The organism is Nonomuraea sp. JJY05, from assembly GCF_043496855.1.
Taxonomy (GTDB): Bacteria; Actinomycetota; Actinomycetes; order Streptosporangiales; family Streptosporangiaceae; genus Nonomuraea.
Genome location: NZ_JBIEIS010000008.1, coordinates 235,994 through 256,767, shown reverse-complemented (window position 1 = coordinate 256,767; position 20,774 = coordinate 235,994). Strand labels below are relative to the sequence as shown.

Below are 20,774 nucleotides of genomic sequence, written 5' to 3'. Positions count from 1 at the left end.
TCGACCCGGGACCGCCAGGAGGGGGGCCGACGGGCGGTCCCAGGCCAGGGATGGGCCGCTCACCTGGACGCAGCAAGTGGGACCCGGGCCTGCCACTACCCCTCGGAGCCCGGTTCAGTCAGCAGGTGGGCTCGTAATTCGGAGATGGTGGCCGGGGAAATGTTCAGGACTTGTGTGACATACGTCTCGATCGAGCCGTGCCGCACCGTGAGGTCGCCGAGGAAGAGGCGCATCGCCTCAGCGGGCGCGAGGCCGAACCCCGGCCACATGGCCGCGTCGGGGTGCCTGCTGCGCCAGCTGGCGACGAACCGGTCGGTGGCCAGCCCGGTGAGCGCGTAGTCCGCCACGATGTCGTCCTCGCTCACGCCCACCAGTGACAGGACGAGCGCGGCGAGCACGCCGGTGCGGTCCTTGCCGGCCGCGCAGTGGATCACCACGGGCGCGCTCTCGGCCCGCGCGATCGTCTCCAGGGCGATCCTGAGGTTCGCGACGCCGTCCTCGGTCACCTCCAGGTAGCGGTTGGCGAGGTATCTCCCGACCCCGCTCTCCTCGTCGTAGACCTTGACGTCCCAGCGGCGCCCCTCGATGGGCAGGTTCTGGTAGCTCTGCCCCTCGGCGTCCGGGATGCGGCCTCCCTTTTCGACCTCGTACGGGTGCCGCAGGTCGATGACCGTACGCACGCGAAGCTCTCGGAAGATCCTGAGATCGTCTCCGGCCAGCCAGCCGAGCGCGTCGGCCCGGTAGAGGCGCTGCCACTGAACCGTGCGTCCGTCATGGGCGGCATATCCACCTACGTCGCGGAAGTTGAAGATGTTGGCGAACTCAATGTGGCGGATCACCCTCAACACCTTAATTGGCGGCGGTGACGGACTCCTTGGACGAATCGCCGGACTTCCGCTCGGCCACCTCGCGGCGGATCAGCAGGACCCAGCCGGCCAGGGCGATGCCGATGAACAGCCACCACTGGACCCCGTAGGCCAGGTTGAGACCGCCTCCCGCGCCCACGTCGGGCTCGGGCACCGGGGCCGGCGCCGTGGCGGGCCGGGGCGTCTGCTCGGTCAGCTCCACGTAGCCGCCCACCAGCCGGTACGGCAACCCCTTGCCGATCTTGTCGGCGTCGATCAGCAGCACCTGCCCGGCCGGCAGCCCGGGGCGGTCGCGGATGCCGCTGGACTCCTCGGTCTCGCTGAGCCGTAGCCGACCGGTGACAGTTACCTGTCCTGCGGGCGGAGCGGGCACCTCGGGCGTGGCGTCGGCGGTGGCGCCCGCCTTGACCCAGCCCCTGTTGACGATGACCGCCGTGCCGTTGCCGGTGACGAGGGGCGTCAGGACGTAGAAGCCGTTCTGGCCCTCCTGGGGGCGCCTGCGTACGAGGAGGGCGTGGGACGGGTCGTACGTGCCCGAGACCGTGACCTTCCTGAACCGGTTGTCCGCGCGGACCTGCCGCCCGGGGGCCGCCAGCCGCTCCAGCGGCACCGGCGCGGCCTCGATGTTGGCCGTGACCCGCTCGCTGTTGGCCGACCGCTCCTCGAAGCGCCCGAACTGCCATCGGCCGAGGAACACGAAGGCGGGGATGACCAGCAGCACCACCACGTGGAGCGCGAGCCATCGGGGCGTCAGCAGGAACCGGTACACGCTTCAAGGTTAGGCACCGGAGGGGGTGCCCCTTCACGCGCCTAGGCGCTTCTGAGCTGGGCCCCCGACCCGGGCAGCGGGGTCACCTCGCGCGGCCCGCTCACCTCGTGGCCGTCCGCGCACCGGAAATGCTGCTCGATGGGGGCCCCGCAGTCGCGATGGGTCAGCAGCACCGCCGGCCCCTCCTCGTCCGCCAGGTATTTGTCGCCCCAATGCATGAGCGCGACCAGGAGGGGATAGAGGTCGCGGCCCTTGTCCGTGAGCCGGTATTCGTCGCGCTGCCGCTGGCCCGGCTCGCGATAGGGCTCCTTGCGCAGCAGGCCCTCGTCGACCAGCCGGGCGAGGCGGGCGCTGAGCACCTGGCGGGGGGCGCCGGTGATCGCCTGCATGTCGGCGAACCGCCGCACGCCGCTGAACGCCTCGCGCAGCACCAGGAAGGTCCACTTCTCCCCGACGATGTCCAGGGTGCGCTCGATCGAGCAGTTGTTCACCCGGAAGGGAACGTTCATTGCCGCATTATATCTGAGTTCATTTGACAGACTCAGCACTGACGGGCAGGCTGAGTCTATGCAGGGAACCCAGATCCGCCCCGCGCGCCCGGACGACGAGGAACGGATCAGACGCTTCCTGGCCGGGCTGTCGCTCCACACGCAGACGCTCCGCTTCTTCACCGGCATCAGCACTCCCGCCGCCGGGCTGGTGCGCACGCTGCTCGCGCTGGACGAGCGCCGCGACGCGCTCGTCGCGATCGCCGATGGGGGCGAGATCGTCGGCCACGCCATGAGCTTCAAGGGCGGCTGCGCCGACGTGGAGGTCGCCGTGGTCGTGGCCGACCAGTGGCAGGGCCAGGGGATCGGGCCCAGGCTGATCGACGTGCTGCTGCTCAGGGCGACCGTACGGGGTGCGCGGACCGTGGGCATGGACGTGCTGGGGGAGAACCGGCGCGTCCTGAGACTCGTCCGCCGGCTCTGGCCGGACGCCGAGATGAAGGTGACTTCCGGATCCGTGGAGGTGACCGCTATGATCGATCCACTCGGCCTATTTGCGGAACAAGGTTCTGTTGGCACACCATTGACAGCGTGAAGAGTGCCAAGAACGGACGCGACGGCCGCACCCGCATCATCGAGGGTGCCCTCCGCCGCTTCAGTCAGGACGGGGTCTCGGCCACCACGCTGGCCAGCCTCCGCGAGGAGAGCGGCGTCAGCGTCGGCAGCTTCTACCACCACTTCGCCAGCAAAGAGCACGTCTTCGGCGTGCTGTACGCGGAGATCCTGACCTCCTACCAGGAGTCCTTCCTCGCCGAGCTGGTCAGCCACCAGGAGGCCCGCGACGGCATCGAGGCCGTCGTGGCCTTCCACATGAGGTGGGCCGGCGAGCACCCGGAGAGGGCCAGGCTGCTGGTCAGCGAGCGGCCGCCGCGCAAGCACGAGCCGGGCGGCGCGGAGGTGGCCGAGGCCCGGCGCGGCTTCTTCCGCCAGGTCTCCGACTGGTGGCGGCCGCACATGAAGAACGGCCTGCTCCAGACCGTCCACCCGACCATGTGCTACGTGCTGTGGCTGGGGCCCGCGCAGGAGATGTGCCGCCTCTGGTTCGCGGGCGCCCACACGCCCACGGAAGAGGAGATCAAGGGGCTGGGCGCCGCCGCCTGGCAGAGTCTCCGCCAGCAATGACAAGTCGCCACAAGGGGCCTGGCCAGCGCGGTGAGCGATGATCCGGGCACCGTCTGTGGTGTTATTGTCCACTTGTGACTCGACCTCGGGCGCTGGCACTGCCCGCTTTGCCGGAGAGCGCGCTCGCCCGCTTGGGCGAAGTAGCCGACCTGGCCGAGGTTCCGGCGCGACCCAGCCTCGGCTTCACCGACGAGCAGCTCGCCGATCTGGTCATCGAGACCGGCGCGACCGTGCTCATCACCGACGGCGACCAGGTTCGCACGTCGGTGCTCGCCCTGCCCCTCGACGTGGTGGCCGTCATGGGCCCGACCACCAGCGTGGACCTGGCGCTGGCCGCCGAATGCGGGGTGACCGTCCTGCACGCCGCCGACCGTGACCCCGAGTCGGTCGCCGAGCTCACGCTGGCGCTGATGTTCGCCGTCAGCCGGAACATCGTGGCCGCGGACCGGGAGGTGCGTCAGGGGCGCGTCGGCAGGGTGCCGCCCGCCCAGCGCCACCGCGGCAGGCGGCTGACCGGCAGGACGCTCGGCATCGTGGGTCTGGGCGGCGTCGGCAGGGCCGTGCGCTGGCGGTGCGAGGGCCTGGGCATGCGGGTGATCACCTGCGACCCGTTCGTCCCCGAGGCCACCCACCCCCTGCCTGCCCTGCTGGCCGAGGCGGACGTGGTGTCGCTGCACGTGCCGCTGACCGGGGAGACACGGGGCTTCTTCGGCTACGCCGAGTTCGGCGCGATGCGGCCGGGCTCGATCTACCTCAACACCTCGCGCGGCGCGCTGCACGACCTGACGGCGCTGGTCGACGCGCTGCGCCAGGGCCAGGTGGGCGGCGCGGGGCTCGACCACTTCGAGGGCGAGTGGCTCGATCCGGCCCATCCCCTCACGGGCCTGCCGAACGTGGTGCTGACGCCCCGCCTGGGCGAGGCCACGGGCGAGAGCCGGGAGGAGCTGGCCGGGAAGCTGGTGGAGGACATCGCCCGGCTGCTGCGCGGCGAGCGGCCCGCCCACGCCTGCGTGCCCGCCCTGCCCTTCGCCTGATCCGCCGCCGGCCTTCCGTCCGCCCGGGTCGCCCGGCTCGCCCGGTCCGCCGGGGTCGCCCGAACCGCCCGGACCGTCCGGGCCGTCACGCGGGCTGGCGGAGCCGGGTGTGGACGCGCCAGCTCGCCCGGTCGAGCGAGATGTCCAGCCGCAGGTCGCCGCGGTGCCTGCGCAGGCCGGGCACGCGGACCCGGTCGTGCACGTCGAACCTGCCCCGATGCGGATAGCCGAACCCCAGCTCGCCGGGCAGTACCCGCAGGTCGTCGCGGTTGCCGCAGCGCGGGCACGTCCAGGACACGAGGTCCATGCCGCGGTTGTAGTCGGAGCACGCGCTGAAGTATTCGTCAGGTCCGAACCGGGACTCGCAGGCCAAGCAAGGGATCAGCATGGGTCCGCTCCTCGGGATGACGTGGCGACTTCCCTAGAGATACCGCTCACCACTTGTCCGCCGCTTGCAGAACGCTTGGGTGTCTAAGTAACAGTATGAGCACACGGAGCGACGAGCCTGGGGCGGAGAGCGGTAGCTTGCGTGACCAGCGGAGCCCCGTGCGAGTGCGACCATCGGCTCAGAGCGACGAGCCTGGGGCGGAGAGCGGTAGCTTGCGTGACCAGCGGAGCCCCGTGCGAGTGCGACCATCGGCTCGCTATTGGGAAACAGGGTGAGCACTGCCGGTATCGGGCCATGCGGGAGAGTCCGTGGTGAAAGGATGGGCTTGTGGAACGACTGCGCCATCACCTCCTGGAGACCGACTACACGATCGACGGCGTACGCGAGCGGCTGGGCAGCATGGCAGCCTCGGCCCTGGCCAGGGAGGAGCTGGTGCCGGCCCGGCGCGCCACCGCCGACCTCGATCCGCTGGCGGCGTTGATCAGGCTGTGGTGGCTCGGCGTTCCCGTCCCCGCCGCCTCCCTCGCCCCGGAGGTCCTCGACTCGGGGCTGGTCAGGGCCGACGGCGACCAGGTGAGCGCGACCGTGCACCTGCAGCCCTGGGAGACCGGCGGCTACCTCGTCTCCGACCGCAAGGTGCGCCCCGGCGACCCGGCGCTGCGCCCTGATCACGTGGTCGGGGCCGGCGGCGCCTCGGCCAACCTGGCCCAGCTCGCCACCCGCCGCCCGGTGGGGCGCGCGCTCGACCTCGGCACCGGCTGCGGCGTGCAGGTGCTGCACCTGGCCGGGCGGGCCGAGCACATCGTGGCCACCGACGTGAACCCGCGGGCCGTCGAGCTGGCCAGGCTGAGCTGGGAGCTGTCCGGCATCGCCGGCGTGGAGGCACGTACGGGGTCGATGTTCGAGCCGGTCGAGGACGAGCTGTTCGACCTGATCGTGAGCAACCCCCCGTTCGTCATCGGGCCCGGGGGCGGCCTGACCTACCGCGAGGCCGGCGGCGACGGCTTCTGCCGCGACCTCGTACGCCGCACGCCCGGCCACCTCAACCCCGGCGGCCAGGCCCACTTCCTGGCCAACTGGCTGCACGTCGAGGGCGAGGACTGGCACGACCGCGTGGGCGGCTGGCTGCGCGAGACCGGCTGCGACGCCTGGGTGGTCCAGCGCGACGTGCAGGACCCGGCCGAATACGTCGAGCTCTGGCTCAGGGACGCCGCCGAGCAGGGCACGAAGGCGTACGCCGAGCACTACGACCGCTGGCTGGCCTGGTTCGACGAGCGGAAGGTCGAGGGCATCGGGTTCGGCTGGATCACCATGCGCAACTCCGGCACGCTCGACCCGGTCGTCCGCGTCGAGCACCTCGACCACGCGGTCTCGCTCCCGGTCGGCGACTACGTGGACTCCGTGCTCGACGCCATCACCGCCGCGCACCGCGCCAAGGAGCTGGACACGGCGCTCCTGCGCACCGCCGACGGCCTGCTCGACGAGCGCATCGGCCTGCCGGGCGCCGAGGACCCCATCCGCATCGTGCTGCGCCAGACGCAGGGCCTGCGCCGCAGCAGGGAGGTCGGCACGGTGGAGGCCGCGCTGGCCGGGGTCTGCGACGGCGAGCTGGCGCTCGGCCCTCTGCTCAACGTGATCGCCGAGCTGGTCGGCGACGGCGAGATCCCCGACTCCGACGCGGTCAGGCCGCTGATCGCGGAGGGTTACTTCCTGCTTTAATCGCCCGTCAATTGGACGTTGAGCGCTCGGGTGGAGGCTTATGGCCAGGACACGGACCCCGGGGGGTTCGAGGGCCGTGTCAGGTCCGGCCGGTCGTCTAGAGTGAGGCGGCTAGCCACGACGCGGAGCATCCGGATAACCGGGCCCCCTAGCGACGCGTGGTGGCGACAGATGACCGGCCGGGCTGCATCACGACACATTTGTGACGGCCTAAGGGACAGCCTTGATCAACCATGTGTGGATGACACGTCTGGACGACGAGCTGTACTCAGGACTCGATGACGGCCCCTTCGGCGGGGATGGCCTCGATCAGGGCCTTGAGGTCCCCGGCCTCGGGGGCGCCGAGCCGGGAGAAGATCTCGAACGCCTGCCGTAGGCATTCCAGGCTCCTGGTCGTGCTGCCCAGACCGCGCAGCGCCTTGCCGAGCACCGTGAGCGACAGCGCCTCGCCGTACGGGTGGCCGATCTCGCGGGAGACCACCAGCGCCTGCTCCGCGTGGCGTACGGCCTCGGGATGGCGTCCGGCGGCGATGAACGTCTCGGCCAGCCGGGAGCAGACCCGCTGCTCCCAGACGCGCTGCTTGCTGGCCCGGAAGAAGGCCAGGCACTCGGCGTGGTGGTGGACGGCCTCGGTGAGCCGGCCGACCCGGGACAGGACGATGCCGAGGTGGTAGCGGGCGCGGGCGGTCCCGGCGCCGCTGCCGATCTCGGTGAACAGGGCCAGGCCCTTCTCCGCCGCCGCGATCGCGTCCGCGGGGCGGCCGAGCCCCAGGTGGTCGCGGGCCGAGTAGCTGAGCACCAGCGCCTCGCCGGCCGGCACGTCGTTGGCGCGGTAGAACCGCATGGCCGCGTCGAACAGCTCCAGCGCCTCGATGTGACGGCGCTGCCTGCCGACGACGACGGCCAGGGCGTTCAGCACCTCGCCGGTGACGATCTTCTCGCCGCGGGCCGTGGACAGCTCGTGGACGATCCTGAAGTGCCCCTCTGCGGCCTTCAGCTGGTTGTCGGCGAACAGCACCCGGCCGAGCACGTACCGGCTGCGCAGCTCGCTGCCCTGGTCGCCGATCCGCTGCGCGGCGCTAAGCACGGCGCGCGTGCCGTGGGCGAACTCGCGCGTGTGCGTGCCCGCCTCCAGCAGCGGCTCCATCGCCACCAGCAGGTCGCCGGCGGGCAGCAGCTGCTCGCCGGCGACGGCCGACGCGGCGGCCTGGTTGATGGCCGCGAACATCGAGTCGCCCTCGGCGATCAGCCACGCCACGGCCTCGTCCACGCTGGTGAACGACAGCCCCTCGCCGATCGTCACGATGTTGGCCGGGATCATGCTGCCCTCGTAGGCCAGGCTGTGCGCGGACTGGGCCGAGGCCAGGTAGAAGCCGAGCAGCCGGTGCAGCGCCAGCGCCTTGGCCTCGGGCCGCTCGGTCTTGTCCAGCTGGCGCCGGGCGAACAGCTTGAGCAGGTCGTGGAAGCGGTAGCGACCGGGCGCTGGCGCCTCGAGCAGGCTCGCGTCCACAAGCGACTCCAGTACGGACTCCGCCTCGAACTGGCTCACCGACAGCACGGCGGCCGCCGCCCCTGTGGAGATGTCGGGCCCCTTGGACAGCGAGAGCAGGCGGAAGGCACGCGCCTGGGCCGGCGCGAGCTGGCCGTACCCGAGCGCGAACGTGGCCTCGACGGCCAGGTTGCCCACGCGCAGCTCGTCGAGGCGGCGCTGCTCGTCGGCGAGCCTGGGCACGAGCGAGGCGACCGTCCAGGAGGGGCGCGCGGCCAGCCTGGCGGCCACGATGCGCACCGCCAGCGGCAGGAACCCGCAGGCGGCCACCACGTCCATGGCCGCACCGTGCTCGGCCGACACGCGCTCGGCCCCGGCCACCGACGCGAACAGCGACAGCGCCTCGCCCGGCTCCATCACGTCGAGGTCGATGAGCCGCGCGGAGGGCAGGTCGGCCAGCTTGCCGCGGCTCGTCACGATGGCCGCGCACCCGGGCGAGCCCGGCAGCAGCTGGCTGACCTGCTCGGCGTCGCGGGCGTTGTCGAGCAGCACGAGGATGCGGCGGTCGGCGAGGATCGACCGGTAGAGCGCGGCGCGTTCGGGCAGGCCGTCCGGGACGATGTCCGGCGGGATGCCGAGCGCCCGCAGGAACCCGCCGAGCGCCGACTCTGGCACGGTCGCCTCGTCGGTGTAGCCGCGCAGGTCCGCATAGAGCTGGCCGTCGGGGAACAGGTCCTCGGCCAGGTGCGCGACATGCACGGCCAGCGCGGTCTTGCCCACACCGCCGATGCCGGAGACCGCCACCACGGGCACGCCCTCGACCGACGACTGCGCCGACGACTGGGCCGACAGCAGCGTGCGGAGCCGTACGGCGATCTCCTTGCGGCCGGTGAAGTCGTTGACGGCGGCGGGGAGCTGTGCGGGGCGCGGCAGCTGCGGGGCCTGCCGCTGCTCCGGCTCCTCCGCCGGCTCCTCGGCGGGTACCTCGGCGGCGGCCAGCGTGGGGTCGGCGGCCAGGATGCGCTGGTGCAGGGCGGCCAGCTCGGGGCCCGGCTCGATGCCGAGCTCGTCGATGAGGGCCTCGCGCGTCTCGGTGAACACGTTGAGGGCGTCTCCCTGCCGCCCGCACCGGTAGTAGGCCAGCATGAGCTGGGCGCGCAGCTTCTCGCGCAGCGGGTGGTCGGCGGTCAGCGCGATCAGCTCGGAGACGATCTTCGCGTGGTTGCCCAGCTCCAGGTCCACGTCCATGAGCGTCTCGACGACGCTGATGCGGCGCTCGACCAGCCGGTCGCGCTGGTGCTCGGAGTAGGGGCCGACGGTCCCGGCCAGCGGCTCGCCCTCGAACAGCGACAGCGCCTCGCGCAGCCCCTCGGCGGCCTCGCGCAGCCGGCCGCCCTTGCGCGCGCTCTCGGAATCCTGGACGCCGCGTTCGAAGCGGATCAGGTCGAGCGAGCCGTCGGGCAGCCGCAGCGCGTAGCCCCTCCCGATGGACGTCAGCAGCTCCGGGCGGGAACGGGCGGGCCGGTCCGGCTCCAGCACGGTACGCAGCCGGGAGACGTAGGTGCGCAGGGCGCCCAGGGCGCGCGGGGGCGCCTCCTCACCCCATACCGCGTCGATCATCTCGTTGGGGGTGACCGCACGGCCCTCGCGCAGCAGCAGCATGCCCAGGATGGAACGCTGCAGCGGGGTGCCCAGATCAAGCTCCTGGCCATCACGCCAGGCGCGGACAGGACCGAGCACGGCGAACCTCAGCCCGCCCTCGACGCTCTGACCAGCCATGCCGAATGTCTCCCAGCCAATGGATCGTTTTGTTACCAAATGATAGATCCAACGTCCTTTGTCACCTAGACTCCGGACTGATCGTTAGATGTGCCGTTGATCCGTCTTTGATCCGGTGTTGAGCACGTCCCTGGATGCTGAAGGTCGGCTAGGCATGACCCACACCGCGGGGGCGCGTGTCATGTAGAGCACTCGTAGGCAGGAAAAAATACGGCCCCGCCCAAACTTTCTTGGGGCGGGGCCGGGGTGGACAGGTTCTCAGGCCGCCTCGACCAGTCCGAGCCGCAGGGCGAGCCGCTCGCGTACGAGCGGCCATTCGGAGCTCAGGATCGAGTAGAACGCGGTATCTCGGACCGTGTTGTCGGCGCCTCGGCTATCCGCTCGCCGCACCCCGTCGAAGTGTGCGCCGAGGGCCTCGATGGCGGCCCGGGACTTGGTGTTGCGTACATCTGCCTTGAGGGTGATGCGGTGGACGTTCCATGTCTCGAAGGCGTGCGAGAGCATCAGGAACTTGCTCTCACGGTTGACACCTGTGCCCTGGGCACTGGCTGCCAGCCAGGTGTAACCGATGTCCGCCACGGACGGGATATCGCCCACCGCGCCGCGTGTACCCGGCGGCCAGGGCATGGGGCCCTGCCAGTACTCCAGGTGCATGAGACGGGTGGCACCGACCACGCGGTCGGTGTTCAGCCACCGGATGGCGAAGGGCATGGAGCGGCCCTCCGCCTGCTCAGCCATGGCGGCCTCCACATAGGAGACCATCTCGTCCCGGCCATCCGGGACGCGAGTGAAGGCGTAAGTGCAACGGTCTTCACTCGCCGCGGCGACGAGGTCGTCGATCGCCGCGAGGCTGAGAGGTTCCAGGCGCACGGAGCGCCCGGACAAGGTGACAAGAGCGGGCATGTGCACATGATGAGGGGAAGCGGGGGTGCGCGTAACCATGCAGTAAGGAAGATCTTTTGCAGCTTTCTGCAGACGGGGTGTTGCTGCAGGTCAGCGGCCCCTTTTGGGGGATGGTAAACCCGCCCTTGGGGAAAGATTCGCCTAACTGTGACATGGTGTCGGGACGAGCGCGGGACGCTGTTCACGTACCGCTCCGTGCCGCACCGAGGCCAGCTCGTTCAGGCCCGTCGAGAGATAGTCCAGATTGTCGGCGATCCAGGGGAGTTGGAGGGGGTTCGGGCTGTTCAGGGCGGTCAGTCGCTCTTCGGTGGTCTCGCCGTAGAGCAGGCTCACCGCCACCCGCACCCTGGCGGCCGCCGGGTCGTCGCCGAAGGCGTGTCCGGGCAGGACGCCGATGCCGTGTTCTTCCAACAGGATCTTGGTGATCTCGGCGGAGCCGCCGAGCCGGAGGTGGCTCAGATCGGGATAGAGGTAGAAGCCGCCCTGGGGGACGGGCACGTCGGCCCCGATCTCGGTGAACCTCTCGTGCACGGCCCTGGCGACCGTGCCGTGCAGCCGCCGGGCGAGCTCGATGCGGGCCAGCAGTTCCTGCGGCTCGTCGAAGGCGTACGCCGCCGCCTCCTGCACCGGGGCCGCGGGCGCCGACCAGATCTCGCTGGCCACCGCGAGCAGGCTCCTGTGTAGCGCGTGGCTGGCCGCGGGCAGCCTGGCCACGCCGATCCGCCAGCCGCCCAGCGCCAGGCTCTTGCTCAGCCCGGTGGTGATGATCGTGCGCTCGGGCGCGAGATCGGCAGGGGAGGTGTACGGCAGGGCGGGGTCGTGTACGACGTCGCGGTAGATCTCGTCCGAGATGATCATCAGATCGAGCTCGCGGGCGATCTCCACCAGGCGCGCGATGGTCTCGGGACCCGCCAGGCGGCCCGTCGGGTTGTCGGGCAGCGTCACCAGCAGCGAGTTGACCGTCCTGCCCTGGGCCCTGGCCCGGCGCACCTCGCCGGCCACGAGGTCGGGGTCGGGCACTCCGCCGCCTCCTGGCGGTGCGGGCACCAGGATGGGGCGGGAGCCGACCAGCTCGGCCTGCGCGGCGTAGCTGACCCAGCTCGGCATGGGCAGGACGATGTCTCCGCCGATCGCCAGAAGCAGGCCGTACAGGAGGGACTTGCTGCCCGGTCCGCAGACGACGAGCTGGGGGTCGGTGGGGAGGCCGCGTCGAGTCCAGTAGCCCGCCGCCGCCGTCCTGAGCTCGGCCGTCCCCGCGACCGGCCCGTAGCCGTTGCGTTCGGCCGCGCCGGCCAGCCTGTCGCGCAGCGCCGGGTGGACGGGCAGCCCTGCCTCGCCGAAAGCCAGGTGGAGCACTCGTTCCCCGGCGCGCCGTCTTCGGTCGATGTCCTCATTTGCCGCCAATGTGGCGGACAACGTCACGGTCATGTTTGTCACGTTCCCAGGGTGGTTGGATGAAGGCATCGGTACAAGCGAGGCTTTTCGTGGGTAGGCATAAGGAAGACTGATGCTTGAATTGCGACGTTTGGTCCTGATCTGCGAGTTCGCTCGTCGCGGAAGTATCGCTGCGACAGCGGCATCGCTGGGGTACAGTCCTTCGGCCGTGTCACAGCAACTCGTCGCGCTCGAACGTGAGACCGGCACGGCTCTCATCGACAGGACCGCGCGCAGCGCCGAGCTGACCGACGCGGGGCGCCGGCTGGTGGCGCACGCGGAGCGCATCCTGTCCATGGTCGAGGAGGCGGAGTCGGACCTGTCCGCCCACGCGGGGACACCCGCGGGGCGGGTCGTGGTCACCGCCTTCCCGACGGCCGCGGTGGCGTTCGCCCCGGCGCTCGCCCGCTCGCTGCGCCGCCACACCGGGCTGGCGCTCCGGCTGGGACAGAGCAGGTCGGGCCGGGGCATGCGCGAGGTGCAGTCGGGGGAGGTGGACATCGCGCTCGTGGACGACTGGTACGGGCGGGTGCGCGACAACGACAGCCTGCGGGTGTTCCCGCTGCTGCGCGACCCGCTGGTGCTGGTGGTGCCGCGCAAGCACCGGCTCGCCGACCCCGACGTGCCGGTGGACCTGCGGGAACTGCGGGACGAGCCGTGGATGGCGACGCCCGACGGCGAGCCGTCCCGGCTGGCGGTGGACCGGCTCCTGGTGGACGTGGGCGGCACCCGGCCCACGCCGTGGGAGTTCGAGGGATTGGGAACGATCCTGTCGCTGGTGGCGAAGGGGATCGGCATCGCCGCCGTGCCCGCGCTCGCGCTGGCGGCAGGGGTGCGGGGGCTGGCGGTGCGCCAGTTCCCGGGAAACCCGGTGGGGCGCGACGTGCACGCGGTCGCCCGGAACTCGAGCGTCCACCGTCCGTCGGTGTCGGTGACGCTCCGCGCGATCCACGTGGCCGCCCGCTACCTCGCCGCCGACCTGGACCCGGTACGCCCGGCGGACCGCCGCCCGCCCGGAGATCTGCTGGATGAATGACAGGGAAGCCGGGTGGGACGGCCCAGTGAAACGGCCCAGTGAACGGCCCAGTGAGGCGATAGCGTCTGCCGTTATGGCGCCGACGTACGACATCGAGCACCTCCTGCTCTCCCAGCCGAGCACCCGCACGGTCGCGGGCATCGACGAGGTGGGCCGCGGCGCCTGGGCGGGGCCGGTCACGGTCTGTGCCGTGGTCACCGACCTGTCCGACCCGCCGGCCGGCCTCACGGACTCCAAGCAGCTCTCGGCGGCCAGGCGCACCCCGCTCGCCGAGGAGCTGACCGCGTGGGCGGCCGGCATCGGCTTCGGCGAGGCCACCCACACGGAGATCGACGAGCTGGGCATGACCGAGGCCCTGCGCCGGGCCGCCAGGCGGGCGCTGGAGGCGCTGCCGGTGCGCCCGGACGCGGTGATCCTCGACGGCAAGCACGACTACATCGGCCGGCCCTGGCCGGTGCGCCTGGAGATCAAGGGCGACGCGGCGAGCATCTCGGTCGCGGCGGCGTCCGTCCTGGCCAAGGTCCGGCGCGACGCGTACATGGGGACGATCGGCTGCGAGGAGTACGGCTTCGCCGACAACGCCGGCTACCCCTCGCCCCTCCACCAGGAGGCGCTGGCCCGGCTCGGCCCCACGCCCCACCATCGGCTTTCGTGGTCCTACCTGGACGATCTCCCTCGATGGCGGCACCTCAAGCACCACCGGGACCCGCTCGTGGGTGAGGGCCAGGCCAGCCTGTTCGGCTGAACGGGGGGCGTCGGGCATCATCGGGTGGGTGCGAATTGGCGTCTTCGTCCTCGCGGCGCAGTTCCCCGGCCAGGAGGCCGGGCGGGTGCTGGCCGATGCCGTCGAAGTGATCGTGGCCGCCGAGGAGGCGGGGTTCGACGACGCGTGGGTCGCCGAGCATCACTTCATGTCCTACGGCGTGTGCCCCTCCGCGACCACCCTGGCGGCGGTCGCGCTCGGCAGGACCTCGCGGATCGGGCTCGGCACGGCCGTCAGCGTGCTGTCCACGCAGCATCCCGTGGCGCTGGCCGAGCAGGCGGCCATGCTGCACCACCTGTCCGGCGGGCGGTTCACGCTGGGGGTCGGCAGGGGCGGGCCGTGGGTGGACCTGGAGGTGTTCGGGACCGGGGCCGAGCGGTTCGAGCGGGGGTTCGAGGAGTCGCTCGACCTCCTGCTCGACGGGCTCTCCGGAGGTCCGGTCGCCGGTGCAGGGGAGTTCTTCCGGTTCAGGGAGGTCCGGGTGGTGCCGGGCGCGAGCATGCGGCCGGTGGTCGCGTGCACCTCTGAGGCGACCGTGGGGGTGGCGGCGGAGCGGGGGCTGCCGATGCTGCTCGGAATGCACGTCGGGGACGCCGAGAAGGCCGCCCTGGTCAAGGACTACGCCGCCCGGGGCGGGACCGCCACCGATCACGTGGCGGCGGGGGTGGCCTACGTGGCCGACTCCACGGCGGAGGCGGTGCGGGAGATCAAGGAGTCGCTGCCCCGGTGGCTGGGGCCGGGGCTGGCGGGGTACGTGCCGGTGGACGATCGGCCTCGGCCTATGCGCAATATCCCGGCATATGTGGATTTGTTGGCCAGGATTCATCCGGTCGGGTCGGCTGAGCATTGTGCCGCGACGATCCTGCGTACCGCCGAGAACACCGGGATCGAGCGGTTCATCCTGCTGGTCGAGGGGCTGGGCGAGCAGCGGCGGACGGTGGAGAACGTGCGGCGGTTGGGGGCGGAGGTGCTGCCGCTGCTGCGGGCCCGGTGACCCGGGCAGTGCTGGCTCACTGGGCCGGGTCACCGGGCCGGCCGGTCAGCAGTCGACCAGCTCCGGCTGCTGGTTGAGGATCTGGGCCCTCGGGGTGACGAACTCGTGCAGGGCCTTGGTCGCCGTCGGGTCGAAGACGGCGACCCGGTGGCAGTTCTGGAAGGCCAGCCGTACTCCGAAGTGGCGCTCCAGCGCCCCGCGCATCGCGTCGCTCGCCAGGCAGCGCAGGAGCTGACCGCGGGCTTCCTCGGACGGCGGTGGTACCTGGTTGTCGGCGAACTCGGCTCCGGTCTGCTCGCGCTGTTCGGCCAGCCCGCTGATCAGCGACCACGCGTACGGGAGCGAGTCGCGGACGCACGCCAGGAATGCCGCGTCGTCCACGTCACCGGCTCTGGCCTGGTCGAGCAGTTCGTTCGGAACGGTCAGCGACATGCTGTCTCCTCTCGAATGGGATCAATCTGACGCTAGGTGGGGATCCGTGATCGCTCCAGATGCCTGGAGGGGGGCACTCAGGGGCCGAACACGAAATCCGGGTCTATCTGCGAGGCCAGGTCCGACCCGGTCCGGTCGTTGCCCCACGCCTGGGCGTTGCGCAGGTGGAACTCCACGGTCTGCCTGCCGAAACGGGCCCAGTCCTTCTCCTGCTCGTCGAGGGTCTTGCGGAGCACGGCCAGCGCGTCGGCGTTGACCGGCTCCAGATCGTCGAGCGTGATGTGGCGGCCCTGCTCCATGGCGCGGACGGCGGCGGAGTGCTCCATCCAGGTGAGCAGGTCGTCGCCGACGTGCTCGCGCAGGAAGTCGACGTCGGACGGGCCGTGGACCTTGTTGCCGACCACGGCCAGCGCGACGTCGTACGCGGCGGCGTACTCGCGGTACTGCCGGTAGACGCTCACGCCCTGCCGGGTCGGCTCGGCGACGAGGAACGTCAGGTCGAACCGGGTGAACAGCCCCGAGGCGAAGGAGTCGGCGCCCGCGGTCATGTCGACCACGACGTACTCGCCGGGGCCGTCGACCAGGTGGTTGAGCAGCAGCTCCACCGCGCCGACCTTCGAGTGGTAGCAGGCCACGCCGAGGTCGTCCTCGCTGAACGGGCCGGTCGCGAGGAGGCGCAGCCCGTCGGGGGTGGTCAGCGCGTAGGGGTCGGCGGCCAGGTCCTCGAAGCTCAGCAGCCGGGAGCCGCGACCGGGCGGGGTGGTCTTGACCATGACGTCGGCGGAGGGGATGCGGGGGTTGTCGCCGCGCAGCCGCTCCTTGATCTCGGTGAGGTGGGCGCCGAGCGGCTCGGGCTGCCGGTCGAGGCCGAGCACCATGGCCAGGTGCTGGTTGATGTCGGCGTCCACGGCCACCACCGGCCCGCCCTGGCTCGCCACATGCCTGGCGAACAGCGCGGACATCGTCGTCTTGCCACTGCCGCCCTTCCCGACGAACGCCACTCTCACGGCCCCTCCATGTGGGTATGAAAACCGTTTCCGTTTCGGTCGTCATCATGCCACACTCCGTGCGGGGCGCGGGCGGACACGCGGAAAAGGCCACGTGGCGGGGGTTCCACGTGGCCTCTCCGGTCGAGGTGATTCAGGTGCAGGTGGCGTCGAGGTTGACCGGGGTCTCCGGGTCCGGTGTCCGCTCGGCGGCGGTGCCCGCCCTGGTCACGGGGCCGGCCTCCAGGGTCTCGGCGACCTTGCGGCGGATGAACGACCAGTCGGGATAGGCCGTGTTGATCAGCGGCGGCACGAAGCTGAGGCTGCGGATCTTCGCGTCCTTGACCCGCTGCGCGAGGTCGATGACGGCCGGCAGCAGGTCCTGCGGCAAGTCGGTGGAGATGGCCCGCTTGGTCGCCACGGCCAGCCGTTCGAAGCTGTTGATCACGGTCATCGGGTCGGCCTGCTTGGCGAGCGCGTTGAGCAGGCACTTCTGGCGTCCCATGCGGACGTAGTCGTCGCTGTCGGTGCGCGAGCGGCCGTACCAGAGCGCCTCCTCGCCGGACAGCCTGCGGGTGCCGGCCGGCAGCAGGCCCTCGCGGTATTTGCCGTAGACGATGGGCTCCCTGATCGTGACCTTAACGCCCCCCATGGCGTCGATGATCTCCGCGAACCCCTTCATGTCCACCAGGGCGTAGTAGTCGACCCTGAGGCCGAGGATGTCGCCGATCGTCTGCTTGATCAGGGCGGGGCCGCGCCGGCGCCGCTCCACGCCCGGCACCACCTCGGGGTGGTCCTCGGCGTACTGGAAGATCTCGTTGAGCAGGCCGGGCGTGTCGGGGCCGCTGCCGGTGAACCCGTAGGGGAACTGGTCCCGGGCCGGGCCCTCGGGAAATTCGACGCGCTGGAGGTTGCGCGGCAGGCCGAACAGGGTGGTCGCGCCGGTCTCGGTGTCCACGCTGGCCACGGTCATGCTGTCGGTACGCACCCCGGGCCGGTTGGGCGCGGCGTCGCCGCCCAGGAGCAGGAAGTTGACCCGGTGAACGCCGTTCCACGGGTCCTGGGCCATGATGGGCGCGGTGGCGGCGGTGCTGGGGAACAGGGTGTTCACGACGTCGCGTGACAGGTACGCGAGTCTGGTGGCGTACACCGTCGGGGTCATGATGAGCCCGCAGAGCGCGAGCGTCAGCGCCGTGGTCAGGAAGCGGCCGATCCTGTCGGAGCGCGGTGGGCGTACGAGGACGAAGGACCAGATGACGACGCCGGTCCAGACGATCGCGATCGCCACCAGCACGACGGTGAACCCGACGAGCCAGCGGGGCTGCACCGCGAGCGACAGCAGGCGAGTGCTGTACGCGGTGAAGACCATGAGGATGCCGGCAAGCATCATGACATATCCGAACATGAGCGTCAGGCCGGTCTTGCGGCGCTCTGCTGCCAGATGCGCCACCCCCCACAACAAGGACGATGCCAGCGTCAGGGCCATGCTCGCCCCCAGGCCGAATCCCCGCTCTTTCTCCGTCATGCCTGGTCAAACCCCCATTTGCGCGCCCATCCACGCCACCTTAGTAATGCGCTGTGCGGGAAAGACGGTAGGAAGGGACGGGTCAGGTCAATTCCATGTCAAGACCACCTTGAGATATAACGTGAGTGTGCGCAAGCGACACGGAAGCTACGGATTCGACGCTCCCTGGGCGCTGGTCGGCTTATCGTTCGGGGCCCTCGTGCTCCTGGCCCTGGCGTCGGTCTCGTTCCTGCTCGACATCATCGCGGCGGGCGTCGCGTTCCTGTTCGGCGGGCTCTACACGCTGGCCAGCGCGGCCAGCTACCTCTACACGACGCGGCGCGGCAAGTTCGCGGTCTGGGCCGGGGAGCTCGAGCGGCTGAAGGGCGACGAGCTCCTGCTCGACCTCGGCTGCGGCCGGGGCGCGGTGCTGCTGATGGCGGCCCAGCGGCTCGAACGCGGCAAGGCGACCGGCGTCGACCTGTGGCAGTCGAAGGACCAGTCGGGCAACCGGGAGGCGAGGGCCAGGGCGAACGCGGCGGCCGAGGGTGTCGCCGAGCGTGTCGAGCTGGTGACGGGCGACATGCGCGACCTGCCGTTCGGCGACGGCGCGTTCGACGTGATCGTGTCGAGCCTGGCCGTCCACAACATCCCCGATGCCGAGGGCCGCGCGCAGGCCGTGCGCGAGGCGCACCGGGTGCTGCGGCCCGGCGGGTTGATGCTGATCGCCGACTTCCAGCACACGGCCGCGTACGAGGACACGCTGCGCTCGCTCGGCGTGGTGGACGTGCGGCGGCGCGACGCGGGCTGGCGGTTCTGGTACGGCGGGCCGTGGTTCAGCACCGGGATCCTGGAGGCCAGGAAACCCGCTACCTGAGCCGGCGATGCACATCGCGGTGGAAATCCGGCGGGGGGCTTTGCATGGTCATGCATCGGTGTGTATATACTTCTACTCGTGTCTAAGATGCTCACCTCCCTGCCTGTCGGTGAACGTGTCGGGATCGCCTTCTCCGGCGGCCTCGACACCTCGGTCGCGGTCGCGTGGATGCGCGAGAAGGGCGCGGTGCCGTGCACCTACACCGCCGACATCGGCCAGTACGACGAGCCTGACATCGCCTCGGTGCCCGGCCGCGCCACGGCCTACGGCGCCGAGATCGCCCGGCTGGTCGACTGCCGGGCGGCGCTCGTGGAGGAGGGGCTCGCGGCCCTGGCCTGCGGGGCGTTCCACATCCGGTCCGGCGGGCGCACCTACTTCAACACCACGCCCCTCGGGCGGGCCGTCACGGGCACCCTGCTCGTGCGCGCCATGCTTGATGACGACGTGCTGATCTGGGGAGACGGCTCCACCTTCAAGGGCAACGACATCGAGCGGTTCTACCGCTACGGCCTGCTCGCCAACCCCTCCCTGCGGATCTACAAGCCGTGGCTGGACGCCGACTTCGTCACCGAGCTCGGCGGCCGCAAGGAGATGTCCGAGTGGCTGCTCGCCCACGGGCTGCCCTACCGGGACAGCACGGAGAAGGCCTACTCCACCGACGCGAACATCTGGGGCGCGACCCACGAGGCCAAGGCGCTGGAGCACCTCGACGCGGGCATCGAGATCGTCGAGCCGATCATGGGCGTGCGGTTCTGGGACCCCGCCGTCGAGATCGCGGCCGAGGACGTCACGATCGGCTTCGAGCAGGGCCGGCCGGTGACCATCAACGGCAAGGAGTTCCCCTCCGCCGTCGACCTGGTCCTGGAGGCCAACGCCATCGGCGGCCGGCACGGCATGGGCATGTCCGACCAGATCGAGAACCGGATCATCGAGGCCAAGAGCCGGGGCATCTACGAGGCGCCGGGCATGGCGCTGCTGCACGCCGCCTACGAGCGGCTGGTCAACGCGATCCACAACGAGGACACCCTGGCCAACTACCACGCCGAGGGGCGGCGGCTGGGCCGGCTGCTGTACGAGGGCCGCTGGCTGGACCCGCAGGCGCTGATGCTGCGCGAGTCGCTGCAGCGCTGGGTCGGCACGGCGGTCACCGGCGAGGTGACCCTGCGGCTGCGGCGCGGCGAGGACTACTCCATCCTGGACACGTCCGGACCGGCGTTCAGCTACCACCCGGACAAGCTGTCCATGGAGCGCACCGAGGACTCCGCCTTCGGCCCGGTCGACCGCATCGGCCAGCTGACCATGCGCAACCTCGACATCGCCGACACGCGCGCCAAGCTGGAGCAGTACGCCGGGCTCGGCATCGTCGGCCCCCAGCACCCGATGCTGATCGACGCGCCGCAGACGGCCTCGACCGAGCTGATCGGCGCGATGCCCGAGGGCGGCGCCGAGGCGATCGCCACCCGCGGCGAGCGCGGCGAGATCCCCGGCGACGACGAGCTGCTCGACCACGCCGCGATGGAGCTGGGCACCGACTGACAAGGAGAGTGCCGCGGCCGCCCGGCAGCCGCGGCACCGCCGAACCCCCGGGAGTCAACGCGTGGCCGAACCGCAGGGCGACGAGCTCTATGTCATCGTGTGCGCCGCAGGACCGGCCCCGGACGTCGGCCGGCTCGTCGCCCTGGCGCAGGAGCAGGGCCGGGCCGTCCAGATCGTCGCCACTCCGTCGGCCCTCGGCTTCATCGACGTGGCAGCCCTGGAAGCCCAGACCGGCCGGCCCGTCCGCAGCCGCTATCGCAGGCCGCACGAGCCCAAGCCCCCTCGACCGGGCGCGATCATCGTCGCGCCGGCCACGTACAACACGGTCAACAAGTTCGCCCGGGGCATCGCCGACACCTACGCCCTGGGCCTGCTGGCCGAGGCACCCGGGCTCGGCATCCCCGTCGTCGTGCTGCCCTTCGTCAACAGCGCCCTGGCCGCCCGCCGGCCCTTCCTGCGCAGCATCGACGAGCTGCGGGGCGAGGGCGTCCGGGTCGTGTTCGGCGGGCCGCGGCAGATCGCGACGGACGAGCCGGACGCCGGCGCCCACCGCTTCCCCTGGGAACGCGCGCTGGCGGAGCTGCCCTAGAGCTTG

General features: G+C 71.0%; 20 protein-coding genes. 10 read left to right on the top strand and 10 right to left on the bottom strand.

The genetic code is table 11. From position 1 onward, the window contains the following. Window positions 1–95 precede the first annotated feature (95 nt). The 3 genes from ACFKCF_RS14510 to ACFKCF_RS14500 are packed head-to-tail and all read right to left on the bottom strand — an operon-like array spanning window position 96 to window position 2,144. On the bottom strand, window positions 96–839 hold the full coding sequence (locus ACFKCF_RS14510) for a tyrosine-protein phosphatase (protein ID WP_394493796.1): 744 nt from the start codon (window positions 837–839) through the stop codon (window positions 96–98). 10 nt (window positions 840–849) lie between these two features. Next, window positions 850–1,635, bottom strand: a complete 786-nt coding sequence (locus ACFKCF_RS14505; RefSeq protein ID WP_394493794.1) for an SURF1 family protein — start codon at window positions 1,633–1,635, stop codon at window positions 850–852. 41 nt (window positions 1,636–1,676) lie between these two features. Continuing rightward, complete coding sequence (locus ACFKCF_RS14500; RefSeq protein ID WP_394493792.1) at window positions 1,677–2,144, bottom strand: winged helix-turn-helix transcriptional regulator; 468 nt, start codon at window positions 2,142–2,144, stop codon at window positions 1,677–1,679. A gap of 58 nt (window positions 2,145–2,202) precedes the next feature. Here ACFKCF_RS14500 and ACFKCF_RS14495 point away from each other — a divergent pair, with 58 nt between their 5' ends. The 3 genes from ACFKCF_RS14495 to ACFKCF_RS14485 all read left to right on the top strand — a co-directional run bounded on the left by ACFKCF_RS14495 (window position 2,203) and on the right by ACFKCF_RS14485 (window position 4,339). Next, window positions 2,203–2,718 carry a GNAT family N-acetyltransferase gene (locus ACFKCF_RS14495; protein ID WP_394493790.1) on the top strand — a complete coding sequence of 172 codons (516 nt, stop codon included), beginning with the start codon at window positions 2,203–2,205 and terminating at the stop codon, window positions 2,716–2,718. Next, window positions 2,715–3,305 (top strand): TetR/AcrR family transcriptional regulator, encoded by a 591-nt coding sequence (locus ACFKCF_RS14490; protein ID WP_394493788.1) that lies wholly within the window; start codon window positions 2,715–2,717, stop codon window positions 3,303–3,305. The genes ACFKCF_RS14495 and ACFKCF_RS14490 overlap by 4 nt, the downstream gene beginning before the upstream one ends. Before the next feature lie 74 nt (window positions 3,306–3,379). Next, complete coding sequence (locus tag ACFKCF_RS14485; protein WP_394493786.1) at window positions 3,380–4,339, top strand: 2-hydroxyacid dehydrogenase; 960 nt, start codon at window positions 3,380–3,382, stop codon at window positions 4,337–4,339. 85 nt (window positions 4,340–4,424) lie between these two features. On the opposite strand, the gene ACFKCF_RS14480 is transcribed toward ACFKCF_RS14485, so the two are convergent. Further along, the gene (locus ACFKCF_RS14480) at window positions 4,425–4,727 is read right to left on the bottom strand and encodes a hypothetical protein (protein WP_394493784.1); all 303 of its coding nucleotides are present in this window, start codon (window positions 4,725–4,727) and stop codon (window positions 4,425–4,427) included. Between the two features lie 327 nt (window positions 4,728–5,054). Here ACFKCF_RS14480 and ACFKCF_RS14475 point away from each other — a divergent pair, with 327 nt between their 5' ends. After that, a complete protein-coding gene (locus tag ACFKCF_RS14475; RefSeq protein ID WP_394493782.1) occupies window positions 5,055–6,446 on the top strand; it encodes a methyltransferase in 1,392 nt (463 codons plus the stop codon). 268 nt (window positions 6,447–6,714) lie between these two features. Here ACFKCF_RS14475 and ACFKCF_RS14470 read toward each other — a convergent pair whose 3' ends face one another. From ACFKCF_RS14470 to ACFKCF_RS14460, 3 genes are all read right to left on the bottom strand, one after another. Then, on the bottom strand, window positions 6,715–9,714 hold the full coding sequence (locus tag ACFKCF_RS14470) for a BTAD domain-containing putative transcriptional regulator (RefSeq protein ID WP_394493780.1): 3,000 nt from the start codon (window positions 9,712–9,714) through the stop codon (window positions 6,715–6,717). A 258-nt stretch (window positions 9,715–9,972) separates the two neighbouring features. Beyond that, entirely contained in the window at window positions 9,973–10,617 is a 645-nt protein-coding gene (locus tag ACFKCF_RS14465; RefSeq protein ID WP_394493973.1) for a GNAT family N-acetyltransferase, read from the bottom strand. Window positions 10,618–10,758: 141 nt separating this feature from the next. Next, window positions 10,759–12,045: a pyridoxal phosphate-dependent aminotransferase gene (locus ACFKCF_RS14460; protein WP_394493778.1), complete on the bottom strand. Its 1,287-nt coding sequence runs from the start codon at window positions 12,043–12,045 to the stop codon at window positions 10,759–10,761. 79 nt (window positions 12,046–12,124) lie between these two features. On the opposite strand from ACFKCF_RS14460, the gene ACFKCF_RS14455 reads away from it, so the two are divergent. The 3 genes from ACFKCF_RS14455 (at window position 12,125) to ACFKCF_RS14445 (ending at window position 14,844) form a co-directional block, all read left to right on the top strand. Further along, window positions 12,125–13,087 (top strand): LysR family transcriptional regulator, encoded by a 963-nt coding sequence (locus tag ACFKCF_RS14455; protein WP_394493776.1) that lies wholly within the window; start codon window positions 12,125–12,127, stop codon window positions 13,085–13,087. Between the two features lie 73 nt (window positions 13,088–13,160). After that, window positions 13,161–13,832, top strand: coding sequence for a ribonuclease HII (locus ACFKCF_RS14450; RefSeq protein ID WP_394493774.1), 672 nt, complete (start codon window positions 13,161–13,163; stop codon window positions 13,830–13,832). 28 nt (window positions 13,833–13,860) lie between these two features. Beyond that, complete coding sequence (locus ACFKCF_RS14445; protein WP_394493772.1) at window positions 13,861–14,844, top strand: LLM class flavin-dependent oxidoreductase; 984 nt, start codon at window positions 13,861–13,863, stop codon at window positions 14,842–14,844. A 45-nt stretch (window positions 14,845–14,889) separates the two neighbouring features. Here ACFKCF_RS14445 and ACFKCF_RS14440 read toward each other — a convergent pair whose 3' ends face one another. The 3 genes from ACFKCF_RS14440 to ACFKCF_RS14430 form a co-directional block, all read right to left on the bottom strand. Continuing rightward, window positions 14,890–15,276: an SCO5389 family protein gene (locus ACFKCF_RS14440; RefSeq protein ID WP_394493771.1), complete on the bottom strand. Its 387-nt coding sequence runs from the start codon at window positions 15,274–15,276 to the stop codon at window positions 14,890–14,892. Between the two features lie 77 nt (window positions 15,277–15,353). After that, entirely contained in the window at window positions 15,354–16,283 is a 930-nt protein-coding gene (locus ACFKCF_RS14435) for an ATP-binding protein (protein WP_394493769.1), read from the bottom strand. A 133-nt stretch (window positions 16,284–16,416) separates the two neighbouring features. After that, window positions 16,417–17,787 (bottom strand): LCP family protein, encoded by a 1,371-nt coding sequence (locus tag ACFKCF_RS14430; protein WP_394493767.1) that lies wholly within the window; start codon window positions 17,785–17,787, stop codon window positions 16,417–16,419. 127 nt (window positions 17,788–17,914) lie between these two features. Between ACFKCF_RS14430 and ACFKCF_RS14425 the strand changes: the two genes are divergently transcribed. The 3 genes from ACFKCF_RS14425 to ACFKCF_RS14415 all read left to right on the top strand — a co-directional run bounded on the left by ACFKCF_RS14425 (window position 17,915) and on the right by ACFKCF_RS14415 (window position 20,768). Further along, the gene (locus ACFKCF_RS14425; RefSeq protein WP_394493765.1) at window positions 17,915–18,643 is read left to right on the top strand and encodes a class I SAM-dependent methyltransferase; all 729 of its coding nucleotides are present in this window, start codon (window positions 17,915–17,917) and stop codon (window positions 18,641–18,643) included. Window positions 18,644–18,721: 78 nt separating this feature from the next. Next, window positions 18,722–20,179, top strand: a complete 1,458-nt coding sequence (gene argG / locus ACFKCF_RS14420) for an argininosuccinate synthase (protein ID WP_394493763.1) — start codon at window positions 18,722–18,724, stop codon at window positions 20,177–20,179. 61 nt (window positions 20,180–20,240) lie between these two features. Continuing rightward, the gene (locus ACFKCF_RS14415; RefSeq protein ID WP_394493762.1) at window positions 20,241–20,768 is read left to right on the top strand and encodes a flavoprotein; all 528 of its coding nucleotides are present in this window, start codon (window positions 20,241–20,243) and stop codon (window positions 20,766–20,768) included. Window positions 20,769–20,774 lie beyond the last annotated feature (6 nt).